This is a genomic window from Thermaurantiacus tibetensis, assembly GCF_015354055.1.
Taxonomy (GTDB): domain Bacteria; phylum Pseudomonadota; class Alphaproteobacteria; order Sphingomonadales; family Sphingomonadaceae; genus Thermaurantiacus; species Thermaurantiacus tibetensis.
In genome coordinates this window covers 250,857-270,000 of the sequence record NZ_JACHTM010000003.1, presented here as the reverse complement: position 1 = coordinate 270,000, position 19,144 = coordinate 250,857, and the positions used below count along the sequence as shown (strand labels likewise).

The window sequence follows — 19,144 nt, the reverse complement described above, 5'->3', positions numbered from 1 at the left end:
GCAAGGAGGACGAGTTCACCGGCACCGTCGTCCTCTCCTGGAAGCCGGTGCGCGACCTCATGGTCTATGGCTCCTGGGCGCGTGGCTACAAGGCCGGCGGCTTCAACCTCGACACTTCCGCGCTCGACATCGTCTGCAACCCGAGCGCGGGCACGCCGGCGCAGCAGGCCGCCTGCGCCGCCCAGCTCGCCCTGCCCGCCAACACGGTCGGCAACGCCCGGCCCGAGGCGATCGACCTCCAGTTCGATGCCGAGACCGTGCAGTCGATCGAGGTGGGTGCCAAGTTCAGCCGGCCCGACTTCTCGGTGAACGCCGCCCTGTTCCGCTCGGCCTTCTCGAACTTCCAGCTCAACACCTTCAACGGAGTCAACTTCGAGGTCACCAACACGGCCGGTTGCCGCGACAGCCTGAACGGGACCGACCGCGACCCCAATCCGGCGACCGGCGCCTGCGCGCCCGACCGGCTGAAGCCCGGCGTGGTGGCCAAGGGGGTCGAGATCGAGGTGTTCGCAAGCCCGCTCGAGGATGTCGCCATCACGACGGGTCTCACCTATGCCGACACCCGCTACGCCGGCGACCTCGTCGGCACCAACGGCCGTCCGCTCTCGCCCGTGCTCTTCCAGCTCCCGGGCCGGCAGATCTCGAACGCGGCACCGCTCACCGTCACCGGCTCGCTCACCTGGACTCCGCCAATCCGCAACACGGGGCTCAGGGGCCTGTTCTACATCGACTACCGGATGCAGAGCGACATCAACACGGGCTCCGACCTTGACCTCGAGAAGGTTCAGGATTCCTTCATCGTGGTGAACGGCCGGATCGGCATCCAGGCTGAGGATCGGCGCTGGTCTCTGGAGCTCTGGGCGCAGAACCTGTTCGACAAATATTATCAGCAGATTGCCGCCGACATGCCGCTCCATGGCTCGGGGACCTTCCGCGCCGTGGCCGACGGCCGGATCGCAACGGCGAACCAGCTGTTCCTGAACTTCCCCGGCGAGCCGCGGATGTTCGGCATCACCGGCCGGTTCCGCTTCTAGCGTTGAGCGCTTGACGGCAGTCAAGGCGCGTCCCGCCCGCCTCTGCCATCGGGCCAGAGGTGGGCGGGGCGAGTCGCCGCGCCCTCCTGAAATGCCAAGGAGGACCGTTCCATGGATCTCAAGTCGCTCATTCCCTTTGCCGTCGGGGCCGGCTCCGACCGCGACCCCTTTGCCCTCATGCGCCGCGAGATGGAGCGCATGTTCGAGGACTGGGGCCGCGGCGTGACCGTGGCGTCCGGCTTCCTCTCGCCCAAGGTGGATGTGTCCGAGACCGAGGCCGGTCTCGAGATCCACGCCGAACTCCCGGGGCTCGAGCCCAAGGACATCGACCTCGAGCTCGACGGTGACGTGCTCACCCTCAAGGCCGAGACCGGCTCGGTGCGCGAGGAGAAGGACGAGAAGCGCAAGTACCATCTCGTCGAGCGGTCGAAGGGCACCTATCTGCGCCGCTTCCAGCTGCCCTTCGCAGCCGACGAGGCCGGGATCACGGCGAGCTTCGACAAGGGCGTGCTGACGGTCAAGGTGCCGCGCGCCCAGCCGGCCGAGCGGCCGAGCCGGAAGATCAGCATCTCCGGCAGCTGACGGGCCGGGAGGGCGGGGGCCGCACGCTGGCCTCCGCCCTTGTCTGGGGCCTGGAGGTGGCCTAGCCGGCGCGCATGACATCCCGAAGCCCTCGCGCGCTTGCAGCCACTCTGGCGGCGGCGCTCTTCTTGGCCACGCCTGCCGCGGCCTCGCCCAAGGCCGACTTCGACCAGCTTCTTGCAGACCACTGGCGGTGGTGGCTCGAGACCAATCCGACCGTGGCGACCAGCCTCGGCGTTCGCGACTACGACACCCAGCTCCCCGATCTTTCGCTGGCCGGCCAGGACCGGAGGGCTGCGGCGGCGAAGGCCTTCGCGGCCCGGCTTGCTGCGATCGACACGACGGCGCTCGAAGGCCAGGACCGCATCTCGGCCGAGGTGCTCGCCCGCCTCTTGGCGCGGCAGGTGGAAGCGAACGGCTTTCCCGCCCGCGCGCGGCTCTTCACCAACCGGGAGGGCTGGCACACCAGCTTCGCCACTCTTCCTGAGCGCATGCCCTTCTTCACGAACGCCGACTACGAGAGCTACGTTGCCCGCCTCGAGGCCTTCCCCGCCCACGCTGACCAGGCGATCGCCACCTCCCGCCTCGCGGCGGAAGCCGGCTGGGCGCTTCCGTGCATCGTCCTCGACAATTTCGCGCCCACCGTTCGCGCGGTCGCCGTGCCGGTGCCCGAAAGCCGCTTCTGGAAGCCGTTTGCCCAGCGCCCGCAGACCATTCCCGAGGCCGACTGGGTGCGGCTTTCGGCGCGCGCCCGCGCGGCGATCGAGACCGGCGTCAATCCCGCCTACCTCCGCTTCGCCGACAGCTTCGAACGCGACTATCTGCCGAGGTGCCGCAAGGAGGCTGGCATCTCGGCAGCGCCAGGTGGCCGCGCCTACTACCGTTGGATTGCGCGCGAGCAGACCACGACGGCGCTCTCGCCCGACGAGATCCACGAACTCGGCCTGCGTGAAGTGGCCCGCATCCGCGCCGAGATGGAGGCGGTGGCGAGGCGTGCCGGCTTCCCCACTCGCGAGGCCTATATCGCCCACCTGCGCACCGACCCCCGCTACTATGCGAGGACGCCGCAGGAGCTGATGGCGGCGGCCAGCTACTGGGCCAAGGTGGCCGACGGCTGGATGCCGCGCCTGTTCGGCCGGCTCCCGCGCCTGCCCTACACGCTTGCCGAGATTCCGGCCGAGACCGCGCCCTACACCACCACGGCCTATTACCAGCCCGGCAGCGCCACGGCCGGCCGGGCAGGGGTCTATTTCGTCAACACCTCCAAGCTCAACGAGCGGCCGCTCTTCGAGCTCCCGGCGCTCACGATCCACGAGGCGGTGCCGGGCCACCACCACCAGATCGCGCTCGCGCAGGAGCTGGACCTGCCGCCCTTCCGCCGCCACGCTGCAAGCTTCACCGCCTTTGTCGAGGGCTGGGGCCTCTATTCCGAGCGGCTCGGACTCGAGATGGGGGTCTATGCCGAGCCCGCCAACGACATGGGGCGTCTTTCCTACGAGATGTGGCGCGCGGCGCGCCTCGTGGTTGACACTGGCATCCACTGGAAGGGCTGGCCGAAGGAGCGGGCGGTCGCCTTCATGCTCGAGAATACCGCACTCTCGCCTGCCAACATCGACGCCGAAGTGAACCGCTACATCGCCTGGCCGGGGCAGGCGCTCGCCTACAAGGTGGGCGAGCTCAGGATCCGGGCGCTGCGCGAGGAAGCCGAGACGGCGCTGGGGCCGCGCTTTGACCTCCGCGCCTTCCACGACACAGTGCTCGAGAACGGCGCCATTCCGCTCGATCTCCTCGAGGCCCATGTCCGCGCCTGGATCGTGGCGGAGAAGGCGAAAGGCTGACGGGGCGCTGCCATTCCGTCACCCGACCGAACAGGCACCACGCTGCGACGAGGGAGCAGGTCGGTTGCGGCCATCCTTTAGGGGCAGGCCGGAGGCGGTGTCGCGCCTGCAGCTACCCGAGTGTCCGATCAGAGGCTGCCGATGGCGTTGATCGCAGCGCGCGCCTCGGCCGGCGCCATGCCGTCGAGGGGAAGCGCAAGCAGCGCCGAGAGCCGACGATGGAGCGTGTCGTAGGTGCGGGCGAAGGCTTCCTGGACTGCCGTCTCGTCGCCGGTCACGGCGGCAGGGTCTGGCATGCCCCAGTGGCAGGTGAGCGGATGACGGGGCCAGACCGGGCAGCTTTCGCCGGCCGCGGAATCGCAGACGGTGATGATGAGATCCATGGGCGCTGCATCGGGGCCTGCGAACAGGTCCCAGCGCTTTGAGGACAGGCCCGAGACGTCGTGGCCGCGCGCCTCCAGAAGCGCGAGGGCGTAAGGGTTCACCCGTCCGACAGGGTTCGAGCCCGCCGAGTGGCCGCGCCAGCCCTTCGCCGCCCCCATCTGGTTCAGGAGGGCCTCGGCGAGGATCGAGCGGGCGGAATTGCCGGTGCAGAGGAACAGGACGTTCACGCCTCCCTCCGCACCGCGGACAAGGCATCCGGGGGGCCAACCGAGGCCGTGGTGGGCGCGGCAGGGTTCGAACCTGCGGCCCCTGCGGTGTGAACACAGTGCTCTACCACTGAGCTACGCGCCCCTGTTCACGGCCGGCGGAGGGACCGGCTAGGGGAGGGACCGGGCCCTGTCAACCGCCGCGCGGCGCCGTCGGCGAAGCGCTCCGCCGACCAGGCCGAAGCCGGCGACGAGCAGCGCCCATGTTCCCGGCTCGGGCACGAAGCTGACCGGCCAGGCGTTGCCCGAGGGGAAGCGGATGTTGAGCGTGTGGCCGATGTTGCGGCCCGCGGCGTTGAGGAAGGCGATGTCGAGGATGCGGAAGGTCGCGCCATAGTCGGCGAAGGCGAAGGCGTTCGCCCCTGCCGCGACCTCGGCGTTGGCGGCAAAGCGCCAGACGAAGTCGATGAGCTCGAGACCGGGGTCGAGTTCGGCGGTCAGGTCGAAGGTGAAGACCGTGTCGTCGGGTGCAACGCTGATCGAGGTGAAGCCGCCGGAGACCCCGCGTACCGTCTCCTCGCGGCCGAGCGAGTGGACCTGGAAGCTGCCGCTGTCGGCAAGGCGGCGGACCAGCAGGATCTCGTCAAGGACTGCAGGATCAGCCGAGAGCCCGCCGCGATAGACACCCATCCGCATGAAGGCCTCGGTGCGCGCCCCGACCATGCCGGAGCCATCGAAGAAGCTGGACTGGCTCCCCGACATCTGGATGGTGAAGCGGGCGAACACCGGCTCGCCGAGCGTGGTGAAGGTGATCCGCTCGGTCCAGGCGCCGCTGCCCGTGCCGATGGTCACGGTCGTCTGGTCGCCGAAGCCCCGGGCGAAGGCCTGACCTCGGAAGCTGCCCTTGGGTTCGGCGCGGGCGAAGGCCTGGAAGAACTGCCCCTGGCTTCCCGAGCGGATGCAGCTGATCGTCACATCGATGGCGTTCGTCGAGGTGCAGGGATTGATCAGCGTGCCGTCGATGACGCCCGCTGTCGTCCCGAAATAGCCGATCGCCGCTGCCGGCTGGCCTGCCGCCAGCACCAAGCACCCCAGAGCGCCAATCCTCGCCTTGCCCATCGTGCAGCCCCCGCGCCTGACATGCCTGTGAGAATGCAGCCTGGCGGCCGCCGACGCAAGCCGTCAGTGGGTGACGGGGGCCTCCGTCGGCGCGGGCGCCGCCGCCTGGGCCGAGGGGTCGAGCACGGGGAGCGGCACGATGGGCCTCGTGAAGGCGCGGGCGATCACCTCGTCCACGTGCGAGACCGGGATGATGGTGAGACCCTCCTTCACATTCTCGGGGATCTCGGCCAGGTCCTTCTCGTTCTCGGCCGGGATGAGGACGGTGGTGATGCCGCCGCGAAGTGCCGCCAGCAGCTTCTCCTTGAGGCCGCCGATGGCCAGCACCCGGCCGCGCAGCGTGACCTCGCCGGTCATCGCCACGTCGCGGCGGACCGGAATGCCGGTCAGGGTCGAGACGATCGAGGTGACCATGGCGATGCCTGCCGAAGGCCCGTCCTTGGGGGTCGCACCCTCGGGCACGTGGACGTGGATGTCCTTCTTGGCGAGCGTCTCTGCGTCGATGCCGTAGGCGGCGGCGCGCGCCTTCACGAACGAGAAGGCCGTCGTGATCGACTCCTTCATCACGTCCCCGAGCTTGCCGGTCTGCACCACCTGCCCCTTGCCCGGTACGGTCACGCTCTCGATGGTGAGGAGATCCCCGCCCGACTGGGTCCAGGCCAGCCCGGTGACGGCGCCGACCTGGTCTTCCGCTTCCGACATGCCAAAGCGGAACTTCCTCACCCCCAGGAACTCGCCCAGGTTGTCAGGCGTGATCGTGAAGGTCTCGCCCTTCTTCTCGAGGATCCGCCGCAGCGACTTGCGCGCGAGCTTGGCAAGCTCCCGCTCGAGCGTCCGGACGCCCGCCTCGCGCGTGTAGTAACGGATGATGTCGCGGATCGCCGCCTCGGTCACCGCGAACTCCTCGGGCTTCAGCCCATGGGCCTCGAGCTGCTTCGGTATGAGGTGGCGCTTGGCGATCTCGACCTTCTCGTCCTCGGTGTAGCCGGAGAGGGAAATGATCTCCATCCGGTCGAGGAGGGGCTGGGGCATGCTGTAGCTGTTGGCCGTGGTCACGAACATGACCTGGCTCAGGTCGAAGTCCACCTCGAGGTAGTGGTCGTTGAACTTCGCGTTCTGCTCGGGGTCGAGCACCTCGAGCAGCGCCGAGGCCGGGTCGCCGCGGAAGTCCTGGCCAAGCTTGTCAATCTCGTCGAGCAGGAACAGCGGGTTGGCCGTGCCGGCCTTGCGCAGGTTCTGGATGATCTTGCCCGGCATCGAGCCGATGTAGGTGCGGCGGTGGCCGCGGATCTCGGCCTCGTCGCGCACGCCGCCGAGCGACACGCGCACGAACTCCCGGCCCGTCGCCTTGGCGATCGAGCGGCCAAGCGACGTCTTGCCGACCCCCGGCGGGCCGACGAGGCAGAGGATGGGGCCCTTCAGCTTGTTGGTCCGCGCCTGGACGGCGAGATACTCGATGATCCGCTCCTTGACCTTCTCGAGGCCGTAGTGGTCGGCATCAAGCACCGCCTGGGCTGCCACGATGTCCTTCTTCACCTTGGACGTCTTGCCCCAGGGAAGCGACAGCAGCACATCGAGCCAGTTGCGCACGACCGTCGCCTCGGCCGACATGGGTGACATGGTCTTGAGCTTCTTGACCTCGGCGAGCGCCTTCTCGCGCGCTTCCTTCGAGAGCTTCGTCTTCGCGATCTTCGCCTCATACTCGGCGGCTTCGTTGCCATCCTCGTCGTCGCCGAGCTCGCGCTGAATCGCCTTCAGCTGCTCGTTGAGATAGTATTCGCGCTGGCTCTTCTCCATCTGGCGCTTGACCCGGCTCTTGATCTTCCGCTCGACTTGGAGGAGGCCGATCTCGGCTTCCATGTAGCCGAGGACCAGCTCGAGGCGCTTTGCGACATCGGTCTCGGCCAGCAGCGCCTGCCGGTCGCCGATCTTGAGGTTGAGGTTCGCGGCCACCGTGTCGGCCAGCCGGCCCGGGTCCTCGAGCGACTCGAGCTGGGCGGCGAGCTCGGGCGAGGCCTTGCGGGCCTGCTTGGCATAGCTCTCGAACTGGCGGACGACCGAGCGCTGGAGCACCTCGCCCTCGGGGCCCTCGGGCGGCACGTCGGCCAGCGGCTCGACCTCGGCGACGAGATGCGCGCCGCCGGTCGCAAGGTGCCGCACCTTGGCCCGCCGCTGGCCTTCGACGAGCACCTTCACCGTGCCGTCGGGCAGCTTCAGGAGCTGGAGGACGGTGGCGATGGTGCCGACGTCATAGAGGGCATCCCGCCCCGGATCCTCGTCGGACGGGTTCTTCTGCGAGAGGAGGAAGATCTGCTTTTCCGCCTGCATCGCTGCCTCGAGCGCGCGCACCGACTTTTCGCGGCCGACGAACAGCGGCACGATCATGTGGGGGAAGACGACGATGTCCCGAAGCGGCAGGACGGGGAATGCGGTAGTCATGGCCGCGATATGGGACGGCGCCTGCGTTCGCGCAATGTCCCGGCGTGGTGACCGGCTTCAGCCGGGCCCATTGCCGGCAAGCCGGGGGGCGGGCCCGGGCACGTCCACCGCCGGCGTTGCCGAGAAGCGGATGGGGTGGCGGGCCACGCGCACGCGCCCGGCCGGCCCCTGGTCCACCTCGACGAGGCAGCGGTTGTGGCGGACCTGCGGGTCGGCCATGAGGCTTATCCGGTCGTTGACGACGCAGCCAACGGCACCCGCCCGGGTGAAGCCCTCCATGAGCTCGGCCACCGTCCGCTTCGCGATCTCCGCGCCCATGGCCGCCATCATGCGCGGAAGCTCGGCAAAGCGGCCGGCGCCCGTGTCGAACACCGGGTCGGCGAGGCTCTCGGGGTGGCCGAGCGCTTCGCGCAGCGCGCGGAACTCGACGTCCTGGAGCGCGGAGAGCGCGACCCAGCCGTCCTTCGCGCGCCAAAGCCGGCCGAAGGTCGCGTAGTCGGGCATCGGCACCTCGGGGCCCTCGACGAAGGCCTGGTTGTACATGCCTTCCACCCAGTTGAAGGCGACCGCGGCGTCGAGCATCGGCACCTCGACCTTCTGCCCCGCACCCGTCCGCTCGCGCGCGAAGAGAGCGGCGGTGATGGCCTGCGCGGCGGTGATGGCCGTCACCTTGTCGAAGATGAGCGTGCCGACAAGGCGCGGCTCCGGGTCGGCGCCCGCCTGGAGGGCGCACACGCCCGACGCCGCCTGCACGACCGGATCATAGGCGCGCAGGTTCGCATAGGGCCCGTCGGGGCCGAAGCCGGTGATCGAGCACCAGACGAGCCGCGGATTGAGCGCCGCGCAGCGTTCGTAGGGAAAGCCGAGCTTCGCCATGGCGCCGGGGCGGAAGTTCTCGATGAGGACATCGGCCCAGCGCACCAGCTCCTCGAAGCGGGGGTGTGAGGCCGGGTCCTTGAGGTCGAGCTTCTCGCCGCGCTTGCCCCGGTTGACCGCGACGTAGATGCCCGAGATGCCAGCGCGCCGCGCACCGAAACCGGTGACCGGGTCGCCCTCGGGGCTTTCGAGCTTGATGACGTCGGCGCCCTGGTCGGCAAGCCAGGCCCCCGCCATGGGCCCCGAGACGATCTGCGACAGGTCGAGAACCCGGATGCCTGCGAGCGGTCCCATGCGCACCTCCTCCTCGGGCCGGCAGATAGGGCGGCCGGGCGGGGGAGGGCAGCGCGCGCTTTCGGGAGGGGCCGGCGGCATGGCCCAGCCTACCGGCGCAACCTCACGCTTCGCAGCGGCGAAGCGGGTCAGTGGTGCTCCAGCACGCGCTCCCGGGTCTCGGGCAGCCAGATGAGGGCGACGACGAAGGCCATCGCCACCACCCCCACCGTATACCAGAGGCCGGCGAAGGGGTCTCCGGTGCGCACCACAATGAGCTGCGAGATGAAGGGGAGGAAGCCGCCGAAGTAGCCGGTGCCGATGTGGTAGGGCACCGACATGGACGTGTAGCGCACCCTGGCCGGGAACATCTCGACGAGGATGGCCGCCACCTGCCCGTAGGTCATGGCAGAGAGCGCCACCATCACGGCGATGCCGAGGATGATCTTCCAGCGCTGCTTCTCGGCCGGATCGGCGACGAGGGGGTAGCCGGCGGTCTCGAGCGCCTGCTCCCAGGCGGCGGCGTCGAACCCGGCAAGCCTCACCCCTCCCACCCGGAGCGCAACCTCCGGGGCCTCGGCCTTGGCGTAGGCGATGCCCCGTTTCGACAGGAAGGCGAGCGCCTGGCCGCACTCCGTCTCCTGCGTGCGGGCGAACACGTTGAAGCTGCACGCCGGGGACTCGAGCGTCACCGGGTTCTCGCGAGTGGCCCTGGAGAGCGCCGGGTTGGCGCCATCGGCCATCAGCCGGAACAGTGGGAAGACCAGAAGCATGGCAAGCAGGTAGCCGGCGAGCAGCAGCTTCTTGCGGCCGATCCGGTCGGAGAGCATCCCGAAGCCGACGTAGAGCGGCGCGGCAATCAGCGCGCCGAAGGCGAGGTAGAGGAGCGCTTCCTCCTCGGAGACCCGCGCCGTGCCGGTGAGGAAGTAGAGCGTGCCGAACTGGCTCGTGTAGTAGATGACGGTGAGCCCCGCTGCCACGCCGAACAGGGCGACGAGCACGTTGCCCAGGTTCGCCCTGTCGCTGAAGGCTTCGAGGATGGGGTTCTTCACGATCGTGCCTGCGTCCTTCATCGCCTTGAAGACCGGGCTTTCCGAGAGCTTCATGCGGATGACGATCGAGATGACCAGCATCAGGAAGGAGAGCAGGAACGGGATGCGCCAGCCCCAGGCTTCGAACGCCTCCGGGCTCATCGCCCGGCGCGAGACGAGGACGACGACGACGGCGAGGAGGAAACCGCCGACGACCGAGATCTGGATCCAGCTGGTGTACTGCCCGCGCTTGCCGGGCGGCGCGTGCTCGCCGACGTAGATGGCGGCCCCGCCATATTCGCCGCCGAGCGCCAGGCCTTGCAGCAGCCTGAGCACGAGGAGAAGGGCAGGCGCCCAGAGCCCGGCCTGGGCATAGGTCGGAAGCAGGCCGATGGCAACCGTGGCCCCGCCCATGAGGGTGATGGTGACGAGGAAGGTGTACTTCCGGCCGATCCGGTCCCCGTAGTAGCCGAAGAGCATCGCCCCGAGCGGCCGGACCGCGAAGCCGGCGCCGAAGGCGGCGAGGCTGGCGAGCAGCGCGGCCGTGGGGTTGTCGGCGGGAAAGAACAGCTTGCCGATGAGCGCGGCCAGGATCCCGTAGAGGAAGAAGTCGTACCACTCGAACACGGTTCCCATGGCGCTCGCGGTGATGACGAGCCGATCCCGCCGGGGGTCGATCACGTCGTCGGCAGCAAGCGTGGGAGCCTTTGCGTCGTTCATCGGGGAGGGGTGCCTAGCTGCTGCCCCTCTCGCGGGCAAGCGCAGCGCGGCCCGAGGCCAGCCCTAGGGCGGCGCCCCAGGCGATCACCAGGGCCGAGGCCGCGGCTGCCGGCGCCCCGGCCAGGGCGGGTGGCGCGGTTGCGAGGTTGAACAGGGCGTGGAGAAGGGCGGGGGCGGCGATGCTGCGCCCGGCGGCGAGGTGGAGGTGGCCGAGCAGGAAGGAGGCGGCCACGAGGCTGGCCGCCCAGCCGAGGAGGGCGGGGCCGATCATCTTCTGCATGCCAGCGTGCACGGCAAAGAGCGGGGCGTGCCAGGCCAGCCAGGCCAGTCCGACGAGAAGCGCCGCGCGGAACGGGCCGGCGGGCGCGAGCCGGTCGAAGAGGAAGCCGCGCCAGCCAATCTCTTCCCCGAAGCCGTTCAGGAGAAGGACGAGGAGAAGGACGGGCAGGAGACCGAGGCCTTCAGGGAGGCCGGGAAAGGCGGCGAGTTCGGCGGCCGCCGGGAGCCGCCCCTCGATCCCGGCGAAGACGGCGAGCGCCACGGCGGGGGAGGCGAGGATTGCGACCGGAACCCAGGCCGGCCGGACCGGAAGCCGGAGGCAGCGCCGGGCGAGATCGGCAAGCGCCGCGCGCCCGCCGCCAAGGCCGAGGATGACGGCGGCGGCAATGCCCGGCCCGGCGAGCGCCGGGAGATGGGTGGCCGGAGAGCCGGGGGCGACCTCGAGGCCGAGCAGCCGGAGGCCGAGGCACCAGCACGACGTCCAGCCGAAGGCGAGCGCGAGGAACAGGCCGGCGGGACGGCGGACGGCGAGGCCCCAGAGGCCGCGCGAGGGGAGGGTCTCCCCGGCCTCAGGCGGGCCGGGCCGGGCGGGACGCCGGGGCATTGCGGGCCGGCGGGGGCGGGCACGGGTGCGTCACGATCCGCCCCCGTCCATGGCTCCAACCTGTTCCACGGGGGGGGGGCGGACCGGAGGCGCCCGACTTCAGGCGGCCAGCGCCTGGCTCGCGGCGCGTGCCTGCACGAAGCGGCGGACGATCTCGTCGACGTCGTCGAGCCCGTGCTCGGAGGAGAGCGAGCAGCGCAGCAGATAGACGCCCATCGGCGTTGCCGGCGGCCGGGCGAGGTTGCAGTAGATGCCCTGGTCGAGGAGCGCCGACCACATGACGACGCAGGCCTCCTGGCTCGGCATGAGGACGGCGATGATGGCGCTCTCGGCCGTCTCGGTTGCCATGGTGAAGCCGGCGGCCTTGAGTCCCGCATGGAGCTTCCGCGAGGCGGCCCACAGCCGCTCGCGCTTGTCCCGCGCGGCCATGAGCTTGCGGATGCTCGCCTCGGCCGAGGCCGCGACCACGGGCGGCAGCGAGGCGGTGAAGCGGTAAGGGTTGCACACCAGGCGGAGGATCTCGAAGTGCGGGTGGTTCGAGACGGCGAAGCCGCCGACCGTCCCCACCGACTTCGAGAAGGTGCCCACCACGAAGTCGACCTCTTCCTCCAGGCCCTGCTCCTCGTAGACCCCCCGGCCATGGGGGCCGAAGAAGCCCATGGCGTGCGCCTCGTCCACCAGCACCATGGCACCATGTGCCTTGGCGGCGCCGACGAGATCGCGAAGCGGCGCCACGTCGCCCAGCATGGAGTAGACGCCCTCGAGGATGACGAGCTTGCCCTTGCCCGCCGGGACGCGCCGGAGGCGCTTTTCGAGGTCGGCGGCATCGTTGTGGCGGAAGCGCACCACCTCGGCATTGCCCAGCTTGCAGCCGTCGTAGATGGACGCGTGGCTGTCGGCATCGAGCAGGATGACGTCGTCCTTGCCGGCAAGAGTCGAGACCATGCCGAGGTTCGCCTGGTAGCCGGTCGAGAAGACGATCGCGCTCTTCGTGCCGTAGAAGTCCTTCAGGGCCTGCTCGACCGCGACGTGGGTGGCGAAGGTGCCATTCAAGACCCGCGAGCCGGTGGAACCGGCGCCGAAGGCATCCATCGCGGCTTTGCCCGCTGCGATCACGTCGGGGTCGAACGTCATCCCCATGTAGTTGTAGGTGCCAACGAGGATCGTCTCGCGGCCGCGGATGATGGCCCGCGTGGGGGAGAGCACGCGCTCCATCACCACGCCGAACGGATCGGAGAGCCCCGTCGAGAGCAGGAACGCGTACTCGGTGCGGATCGCGTCGAACTTCGCCAGCAGGTCGACGGGGGGCGTGCCGCTCATGCCTCGGCCTTCAGCTTCACGATCGCGTCCGCCACCTGACCCACCGTCTCCAGATCGGGCAGGAGGTTCAAGGGCACGTTGATGTCCCACTCGTCTTCCATGCTGGCGACGAGGTCCATGACGGTCAGCGAATCGAACTCGAGATCGTCGGCAAAGCGCGTGTCCTCGGCGAGCGGGACGGCCTTGGTATTGAAGGGCTGGATGAGCTCGAAGAGGCGGGCGAGCACCGCGTCGCGGGAAAGGGCCATGGCGCGGCGGTTAGCCGGTTTTTCGCCCAAGGGAAATGCGCAGCAGCGGGAAGAACGCGTGGAGGATCTGGGCGCCAAGCCCCAATGCGCCGGAAACCGTGTCCCATTTCGCCACCTGCAGGGCCGGCGACGTCCCCGTCGCGGCCCCAAGCGCGAACTCGGCGGCGATCAGAAGCGTGAAGCCCGTGCCTCCCATGACGAGCGCGGGGGCGGCGCGTCGGGGCACGGCCAGCCGCCGCAGGAGAAGGCCTGCCCAAAGCCAGGCAGCCCAGAGCATGACCGGAAGCTCGACAAGCACAGCGACCGTCTCGCCAAGCCGCGGCACGAGCCAGAGGATGCGCACCACCCCGAGCAGGAAGGCGAGCGCAAAGACGCCCGCGAAATAGAACAGGCCCGCGCGCACCGCTGCCGTCACAGCCACCCCTCGGCGCGGTACCAGGCAACCGTCTTCGCCAGGCCCTCGGCGAGGCCATGGGCGGGCCGCCACAGGCCGAGCGCCAGGAGCGGCGCCGAATCCGCCCGCCAGTCCGGGTGGGCAAGGTAGCGCGCCCGGTCGAACGAAAGCTTGGGCAGCGTGCCGCGGAGCCGAGCCTGCGCCGTGTCGAGGGCCGCCCCCAGCCGAAGCGCCGCCCCCGGCACCTCGAGCGCCCGCACCCGCTGGCCCAGCGCCTGCCCGATCGCTGCAACCAGCGCGGACTGCCGGTAGCCGCCTGCGCCGTCGTCGATCTCGAAGCAGTGGCCCGCCGCCCGGGCCGGCCCGGCGAGATCCTCGGCAAGCGCGACGAGGGCCTCGGCAAGGTCGGGCGCGAAGATCATCGCGGCCACTGCCCCCCTGGGCACCGGGACCAGGCCCAGCCGCGCCGCCCGGAACAGCGCGAGGAGCTCGGTGTCGCCGGGCCCGTAGACCGCCGGTGGCCGCACCATCGCGACCGGGCCGGCGCAGCCGCGCGCCACATGCTCGGCCGCAAGCTTCGAGGCACCATAGGCCGAAAGCCGGGGTGCGCGCGCCGCAAGCGAGGAGACATGGACGAAGGGGAGCCTTCCGGCCGCCATCCGCATGGCGGCCGTTCCTGCAACATTGCCCGCAGCAAACCCCGCAGCATCGCGCGCGTTCACCACTCCGGCGACATGGATGATGGCGTCCGCCCCGGCCACGAGCCGGGCAAGCGCGGCCGTATCGGCGAGGTCGCCCGGCACCCACTCAACCCCGTCGCGCGACCGCTGCGGCCGGCGCGCGAGCGCGCGGACGCGGTGGCCCCGCGCCTCTGCCGCCGCGAGCACATGGGAGCCGACGAACCCGGTTCCCCCCGTCACTGCGAGCGTCAGCGCCATCGCGCCTGCCCTAGCCGCCCTGCCGGGCCCGGTGCTAGGCCGACCGGCGATGCGCCAGATCCCGCGCCTGTTCGTCGAACCCCGTCTCGCCGCGGGCCTGCGCTTCGAGCTGCCCCCCGCGCAGGCACACCAGCTTCTCGCCGTCCTCCGCCTCGACACTGGCGCGGAGCTTCGCCTCCTCGACGATCAGACGGGGGAATGGGCCGCCCGCATTGCCAGCGTCACCCGCCGCTCCGTGACCGTCGAGCTTGGCGCCATGATCCGCGGCCGCGAGACCGTGCCCGACCTCTGGCTCTGCGCGGCCCCCATCCGGCCCGAGCGCTACGCGCTCGTTGCCGAGAAGGCGACCGAGCTGGGCGTCGCCCGCCTCGTCCCCGTTCTCACGCAGCGCACACAGCATGGTCGCCAGAACATGACCCGCCTCAGGGCCCACATGATCGAGGCGGCCGAGCAGTGCGGCCGCACGGCGCTTCCCGCGCTTGCCGAGCCGGTGCCGCTTGCCACCCTGCTTGCCGACTGGGACGGCGCCCGCACCCTTCTCTTCGCCGACGAGGAGGGCGGGGCGCCGGCTGCCGAGGTCATGCCGGCAAGCCCGCCGCCGGCGGCCATCCTCATCGGCCCCGAGGGCGGGTTCTCGGCCGACGAGCGCGCGCTCCTGCTTGCCCACCCGGCCGCGCGGCGCCTCGCGCTCGGGCCCCGGATCCTCCGCGCCGACACGGCCGCCGTGGCCGCGGTCGCGCTCTGGCAGGCGCTGTCAGCCGATCGCCGCTGAGCGCCGGGCGCGCCGGCTGGCCGCACCCACGAGGCCGAAGCCGGCGACGAGCAGCGCCCAGGTGCCCGGCTCGGGGATGACGGCCGGCGGCGGCACCATGCGGAAGCCATAGTCGAACCCGCTTGCGGCCGTGATGCTGCTGACAGCGAGCGGCCGCCCGGCGAAGTCGGTGACGGCGGAGAGTCCGCGGATGCCAAGGGTGCGGCCGGCGTCGCACTGGGCAGTGCCCCGTGCATCGTCGAACAGGATGAAGTTCGCCGAGACGATGCAGCGGACCGAAAGCTCGAACGCGAGCGGCTGGCCGATCCAGAAGGGCATCACCAGCTGGAATCCGAAGCCGGAGAGGCCGACCGGCTCATTGCCCTCGAAACGGCTCTCCTCGTTCCGAAGCAGGATGACCTGGTCGAGCGGCCCGAGCAGGCGCGCGCCGTCGCGGATCAGGCCATAGCCGGCAGGCGACGAGCCGCCGCGGAAGGCGACGAGGCCGACTTCCGCCACGCCCTGCCATGCGCTGCCGGCCTCGGGCAGGTCCGACCAGGACTGGCCGAGGAAGATCGCCTCGCCCGAGAGGGTGTAGAGGGGCGAGGACGCGGGGGCGAAAGTCCGGACCTCGCCGCTTGCGACCAGATCGAGCACGGCAAGCCCGAGGCCCTCGGCGCCCTCGGTTCCGATCAGCAGGCGGTCGGCGAAGCGGCCGCCGGCCGAGCCGGACACGGCGAAACCGCTCGTCGCCGTGACCAGCGCCTCGCCGCCGGCTTCCGGCAGGCCGCCACTGCCGCCCGCCGTCCGGGCACGAAAGGCGACGGCCCAGGGCTGCTCCACCCCGCCCGCGCCCAGATCGACGGCAACCGGCAGGCTGAAGTCGCCGCCGGCGCGCTCGTCCCCCGCCGCGCCGCTGGCAACCATCGTGCCGCCGAGCACCCGGACTCCATAGCCCGCGGATGCGCCAGCGAGCGGTGCGACGGTGTCGGCGCGGGCAGGCACGGCAAGGCCGCCCGCGAGGGCGGCGAGCGCGGCGAGCCCGCCCGCCAGTCTTTGCCTGCCGGCTGACGCAAGCAGATGTTTTGCCACCACGGGGTCTCCCGAATCGATCACGGCCAGGCTTTTGTGCACTGGCAAGTTTTCCGGGCGATGACGTCCGCCGTCTCGTCGGCTCGCAGCGCGCGGCGGGCTTCGGCCACTGGCATCGGCGATGCCCGGGGGCTAAGGCCGACGCAAATGAGCACCAGGACCGAAGGCGCGGGAGATTCCGCAACCATTGAATCGCGCGCCGATCTCGTCGCCGTGTTCGAGAGGGGGGAAAAGCCGCGGAGCCAGTGGCGCATCGGCACCGAGCACGAGAAGTTCGTCTTCCGCCTCGCCGACCGCCGGGCGCCGTCCTACGACGAGCCGGGCGGCATCCGCGACCTGCTCCTCGGCTTCACCCGCTTCGGCTGGAAGCCGGTGGAGGAAGGCGGCAACATCATCGCGCTTGCCGGACCCGACGGCGGCATTAGCCTCGAGCCAGCCGGCCAGCTCGAGCTCTCCGGGGCACCCTTGCGGACCATCCACGAGACCTGCGCCGAAGTCGGCCGCCACCTCTTCCAGTGCCGCGAGCTTGGCGAGGAACTCGGTCTTGGCTTCCTCGGCCTCGGCTTCCACCCCACTGCCGCCCGCGCCGATCTCCCGGTCATGCCCAAGGGCCGCTACGCCATCATGCTCCGCCACATGCCGAAGGTGGGCAGCCTCGGTCTCGACATGATGCTCCGCACCTGCACGACGCAGGTCAACCTCGACTATGCCTCCGAGGCCGACATGGTGAAGAAGTTCCGCGTCAGCCTCGCCCTCCAGCCGGTCGCGACTGCGCTCTTCGCCAACTCGCCCTTCACGGAAGGGAAGCCCAACGGCTTCCGGAGCTTCCGCGCCCATGTCTGGACCGATACCGATGCCAGCCGCACCGGCATGCTCCCCTTCGTCTTCGAGGAGGGCTTCGGCTACGAGCGCTACTGCGACTATGCGCTCGACGTGCCGATGTACTTCGTCTTCCGGAACGGCCGCTACATCGACTGCGCCGGCGAGAGCTTCCGTGCCTTCATGGACGGCCGCCTCCCGCAGCTTCCGGGCGAACGGCCGACCCGGGGCGACTGGAAGGACCATCTGTCGACCGCCTTCCCCGAAGTGCGGATGAAGAGCTTCCTCGAGATGCGGGGTGCCGATGGCGGGCCGCAGGGGCGGATCTGCGCGCTCCCGGCCTTCTGGGTGGGGCTTCTCTACGACGGCACCGCGCTCGACGCCGCCTGGGATCTCGTCAGGGGCTGGACGGCCGAGGAGCGCGAGGCGCTGCGCCGTGCCGCCCCGCGCCACGGGCTTGCGGCAGCCGCTCCCGGGGGCGGCACGCTCCAGACGCTGGCGCTTGAGGTGCTCGCCATCGCCGAGGCAGGGCTCCAGCGCCGGGCGGCGCTCGATGCCGGCGGCGCGTCCGAGGCTGGTTTCCTCGAGCCCCTGTGGGAGACGGCCCGCTCCGGCCAGACGCTTGCCGACCGCTGGCTCGAACGCTTCCACGGGGCCTGGGGCGGCGACGTGACCCCCGTGTTCGCCGAAGCCCGCTTCTAGCGGGCCGGGATGCGGGTCCGGGCCGCGTAGAGCGCGACCGCCGCTGCCACCGAGACGTTGAGGCTCTCCACCGCGCGCGAGATGGGAAGCCGGGCGAGCGCATCGACGTGCGCGCGGGTGTTGTGGCGCAGCCCCTCGCCCTCGGCGCCGAGCACGAGGGCGACCGGCCCGGCCGGAAGCGCGTCTGTCAGCAGCGTCTCGGCCTCGCCGGCAAGTCCCAGCCGCCAGAAGCCGGCCTCGGCGATCGCATCGAGCGCCCGGGCAAGGTTGGTGACGCGCGCCCAGGGCACCAGCTCCAGCGCGCCGGCCGCCGCGCGCGCGAGCGCTCCGGTCTCGCCGGGCGCGTGGCGGTCCTGCGTGACGAGGCCTGCCGCTCCGAACGCCGCCGCCGAGCGCAGGATGGCGCCGACGTTCATGGGGTCGGTCACCTGGTCAAGCACGACGAGCGGCCGCCCGGCTTCGGGCACTGCCAGCAGGTCCTCGAGCCACGCGCCTTCCAGCGGCTCCACCTCGAGCACCAGGCCCTGGTGCGGCGCATCCGCCGGCACCAGGCGCGCAAGGTCGGCCGCGTCGCCCGACTGCACGGCAAGCCCGGCCGGCAGCGCCCCCAGCGCGGCGAGCGCATCGGGCGTTGCGAAGAGCTTGCGCAGGCGCCGCGCCGGGTTGGCGAGCGCGGCCATGACCGCATGCCGGCCGTAGAGCCGGGACCTGCCGCCGCCACCGCCGCCATCTCGGCCGCGGCGAACCTGGGGGGGAGGGCGTCTCGGCACCGGGAACCCATGCAGCGCCCGGGGCTTCAAGGGAAGGGGCTGCGAAACCGGACGGGCGGCTGGAGCGGGTAACGGGACTCGAACCCGTATAGTCAGCTTGGAAGGCTGCTGCACTACCCTTGTGCTATACCCGCTCGTGCGCCTCCTGTCCGCACGCGGACCCCTCCGTCTTAGGACCGCCTCCGCAGCCGGGCAAGACGCTTGTAGGCCCGCGCGCCGGCGCAGCTCGGAGGGATGGGCCGCCCGGCCAATCCACGGCAGCGGGGCCGGTTGCCGTGGCGGCTGCCTGCCATGCCCCATGGGCGTGGTGGAGGGGGTTGGATTCGAACCAACGTAGACTGACGTCGGCAGATTTACAGTCTGCTGCCTTTGACCGCTCGGCCACCCCTCCGCGCACATGCCGCTCGAGCCTGCGGGGAGGGCGCGGGCATTGCCCAAGCGCCGCTTTCCTGTCAACGTCGGGCGCGGCGGGCTGCGCAGCTGCGCAGGAGTCGGCTCAGGCCGAAACCCGTTGCGCGCGTGCCGCTGCTTCGCTAGGAGCCTCAGCCCTGCGCTCCCGCAGGAGTGTAGCTCAGTCGGTAGAGCATCGGTCTCCAAAACCGAGGGCCGGGGGTTCGAGTCCCTCCACTCCTGCCAGCGCCCGGCAGCGGGCAAGCCGGCCGGGGCTGGGGGGTGGGCTTGGTTGAAGATGTCCGGCGGAAGGCTTACCTTCGCCGGCACATGTG

At 70.7% G+C, this 19,144-nt stretch carries 16 protein-coding genes, 4 tRNA genes and 1 pseudogene (1 of these 21 running past the window's edge); 6 read left to right on the top strand and 15 right to left on the bottom strand.

Annotated features, from left to right (window positions below; all coding sequences use genetic code 11):
- From H3H34_RS09885 to H3H34_RS09875, 3 genes are all read left to right on the top strand, one after another.
- Positions 1-1,034, top strand: the end of a protein-coding gene (locus H3H34_RS09885) for a TonB-dependent receptor (protein WP_328831803.1). The gene continues 1,558 nt to the left of window position 1, outside the view; only the last 1,034 of its 2,592 coding nucleotides appear in the window; its start codon lies beyond the left edge, outside the window; it ends in the stop codon at positions 1,032-1,034.
- A gap of 111 nt (positions 1,035-1,145) precedes the next feature.
- Complete coding sequence (locus H3H34_RS09880) at positions 1,146-1,616, top strand: Hsp20/alpha crystallin family protein (protein WP_194745115.1); 471 nt, start codon at positions 1,146-1,148, stop codon at positions 1,614-1,616.
- Between the two features lie 128 nt (positions 1,617-1,744).
- Positions 1,745-3,454, top strand: coding sequence for a DUF885 domain-containing protein (locus tag H3H34_RS09875; protein WP_235983266.1), 1,710 nt, complete (start codon positions 1,745-1,747; stop codon positions 3,452-3,454).
- Positions 3,455-3,582: 128 nt separating this feature from the next.
- Here H3H34_RS09875 and H3H34_RS09870 read toward each other — a convergent pair whose 3' ends face one another.
- The 11 genes from H3H34_RS09870 to H3H34_RS09820 form a co-directional block, all read right to left on the bottom strand.
- The gene (locus tag H3H34_RS09870; protein WP_194745113.1) at positions 3,583-4,065 is read right to left on the bottom strand and encodes an arsenate reductase ArsC; all 483 of its coding nucleotides are present in this window, start codon (positions 4,063-4,065) and stop codon (positions 3,583-3,585) included.
- A gap of 49 nt (positions 4,066-4,114) precedes the next feature.
- A tRNA-Val gene (locus H3H34_RS09865) sits at positions 4,115-4,189 on the bottom strand.
- A 26-nt stretch (positions 4,190-4,215) separates the two neighbouring features.
- The gene (locus H3H34_RS13680) at positions 4,216-5,127 is read right to left on the bottom strand and encodes a PEPxxWA-CTERM sorting domain-containing protein (RefSeq protein ID WP_328831798.1); all 912 of its coding nucleotides are present in this window, start codon (positions 5,125-5,127) and stop codon (positions 4,216-4,218) included.
- Positions 5,128-5,226: 99 nt separating this feature from the next.
- Positions 5,227-7,602: an endopeptidase La gene (gene lon, locus H3H34_RS09855; RefSeq protein WP_194745112.1), complete on the bottom strand. Its 2,376-nt coding sequence runs from the start codon at positions 7,600-7,602 to the stop codon at positions 5,227-5,229.
- Positions 7,603-7,659: 57 nt separating this feature from the next.
- Positions 7,660-8,772, bottom strand: coding sequence for a CaiB/BaiF CoA transferase family protein (locus tag H3H34_RS09850; protein ID WP_194745111.1), 1,113 nt, complete (start codon positions 8,770-8,772; stop codon positions 7,660-7,662).
- Between the two features lie 128 nt (positions 8,773-8,900).
- Positions 8,901-10,502, bottom strand: coding sequence for an MFS transporter (locus tag H3H34_RS09845; RefSeq protein WP_194745110.1), 1,602 nt, complete (start codon positions 10,500-10,502; stop codon positions 8,901-8,903).
- A 13-nt stretch (positions 10,503-10,515) separates the two neighbouring features.
- Complete coding sequence (locus tag H3H34_RS09840; RefSeq protein WP_194745109.1) at positions 10,516-11,385, bottom strand: CPBP family intramembrane glutamic endopeptidase; 870 nt, start codon at positions 11,383-11,385, stop codon at positions 10,516-10,518.
- Between the two features lie 99 nt (positions 11,386-11,484).
- Complete coding sequence (gene spt, locus H3H34_RS09835; RefSeq protein WP_194745108.1) at positions 11,485-12,705, bottom strand: serine palmitoyltransferase; 1,221 nt, start codon at positions 12,703-12,705, stop codon at positions 11,485-11,487.
- Complete coding sequence (locus H3H34_RS09830; protein WP_194745107.1) at positions 12,702-12,953, bottom strand: acyl carrier protein; 252 nt, start codon at positions 12,951-12,953, stop codon at positions 12,702-12,704. Before H3H34_RS09830 ends, spt begins: the two co-directional genes overlap by 4 nt.
- A 10-nt stretch (positions 12,954-12,963) precedes the next feature.
- Complete coding sequence (locus tag H3H34_RS09825; RefSeq protein ID WP_194745106.1) at positions 12,964-13,368, bottom strand: hypothetical protein; 405 nt, start codon at positions 13,366-13,368, stop codon at positions 12,964-12,966.
- Entirely contained in the window at positions 13,365-14,285 is a 921-nt protein-coding gene (locus H3H34_RS09820) for an NAD-dependent epimerase/dehydratase family protein (RefSeq protein ID WP_194745105.1), read from the bottom strand. The genes H3H34_RS09825 and H3H34_RS09820 overlap by 4 nt, the downstream gene beginning before the upstream one ends.
- Positions 14,286-14,334: 49 nt before the next feature.
- On the opposite strand from H3H34_RS09820, the gene H3H34_RS09815 reads away from it, so the two are divergent.
- On the top strand, positions 14,335-15,057 hold the full coding sequence (locus tag H3H34_RS09815; RefSeq protein WP_194745104.1) for a 16S rRNA (uracil(1498)-N(3))-methyltransferase: 723 nt from the start codon (positions 14,335-14,337) through the stop codon (positions 15,055-15,057).
- Here H3H34_RS09815 and H3H34_RS14180 read toward each other — a convergent pair.
- A pseudogene (locus H3H34_RS14180) lies at positions 15,040-15,138 on the bottom strand (PEPxxWA-CTERM sorting domain-containing protein); the annotation flags it as partial. The gene H3H34_RS09815 and the pseudogene H3H34_RS14180 overlap by 18 nt on opposite strands.
- A gap of 1,137 nt (positions 15,139-16,275) precedes the next feature.
- On the opposite strand from H3H34_RS14180, the gene H3H34_RS09805 reads away from it, so the two are divergent.
- Positions 16,276-17,649 carry a glutamate--cysteine ligase gene (locus tag H3H34_RS09805; RefSeq protein WP_194745103.1) on the top strand — a complete coding sequence of 458 codons (1,374 nt, stop codon included), beginning with the start codon at positions 16,276-16,278 and terminating at the stop codon, positions 17,647-17,649.
- Here H3H34_RS09805 and rlmB read toward each other — a convergent pair.
- From rlmB to H3H34_RS09790, 3 genes are all read right to left on the bottom strand, one after another.
- The gene (gene rlmB / locus H3H34_RS09800) at positions 17,646-18,419 is read right to left on the bottom strand and encodes a 23S rRNA (guanosine(2251)-2'-O)-methyltransferase RlmB (RefSeq protein WP_328831790.1); all 774 of its coding nucleotides are present in this window, start codon (positions 18,417-18,419) and stop codon (positions 17,646-17,648) included. The genes H3H34_RS09805 and rlmB overlap by 4 nt on opposite strands.
- Before the next feature lie 60 nt (positions 18,420-18,479).
- Positions 18,480-18,553: transfer RNA gene (locus H3H34_RS09795), tRNA-Gly, on the bottom strand.
- A gap of 171 nt (positions 18,554-18,724) precedes the next feature.
- Positions 18,725-18,810, bottom strand: a tRNA-Tyr gene (locus tag H3H34_RS09790).
- Between the two features lie 169 nt (positions 18,811-18,979).
- Here H3H34_RS09790 and H3H34_RS09785 point away from each other — a divergent pair.
- A tRNA-Trp gene (locus H3H34_RS09785) sits at positions 18,980-19,055 on the top strand.
- Positions 19,056-19,144: the final 89 nt, after the last annotated feature.

What these genes read in the sequence shown, in the direction of transcription:
- H3H34_RS09830 (WP_194745107.1), bottom strand. Translation starts at nt 12,953, where the DNA reads ATGGCCCTTTCCCGCGACGCGGTGCTCGCCCGCCTCTTCGAGCTCATC.
- lon (WP_194745112.1), bottom strand. Translation starts at nt 7,602, where the DNA reads ATGACTACCGCATTCCCCGTCCTGCCGCTTCGGGACATCGTCGTCTTC.
- H3H34_RS09840 (WP_194745109.1), bottom strand. Translation starts at nt 11,385, where the DNA reads ATGCCCCGGCGTCCCGCCCGGCCCGGCCCGCCTGAGGCCGGGGAGACC.
- H3H34_RS09850 (WP_194745111.1), bottom strand. Translation starts at nt 8,772, where the DNA reads ATGGGACCGCTCGCAGGCATCCGGGTTCTCGACCTGTCGCAGATCGTC.
- H3H34_RS09805 (WP_194745103.1), top strand. Translation starts at nt 16,276, where the DNA reads ATGAGCACCAGGACCGAAGGCGCGGGAGATTCCGCAACCATTGAATCG.
- H3H34_RS09880 (WP_194745115.1), top strand. Translation starts at nt 1,146, where the DNA reads ATGGATCTCAAGTCGCTCATTCCCTTTGCCGTCGGGGCCGGCTCCGAC.
- H3H34_RS09820 (WP_194745105.1), bottom strand. Translation starts at nt 14,285, where the DNA reads ATGGCGCTGACGCTCGCAGTGACGGGGGGAACCGGGTTCGTCGGCTCC.
- H3H34_RS09845 (WP_194745110.1), bottom strand. Translation starts at nt 10,502, where the DNA reads ATGAACGACGCAAAGGCTCCCACGCTTGCTGCCGACGACGTGATCGAC.
- spt (WP_194745108.1), bottom strand. Translation starts at nt 12,705, where the DNA reads ATGAGCGGCACGCCCCCCGTCGACCTGCTGGCGAAGTTCGACGCGATC.
- H3H34_RS09815 (WP_194745104.1), top strand. Translation starts at nt 14,335, where the DNA reads ATGCGCCAGATCCCGCGCCTGTTCGTCGAACCCCGTCTCGCCGCGGGC.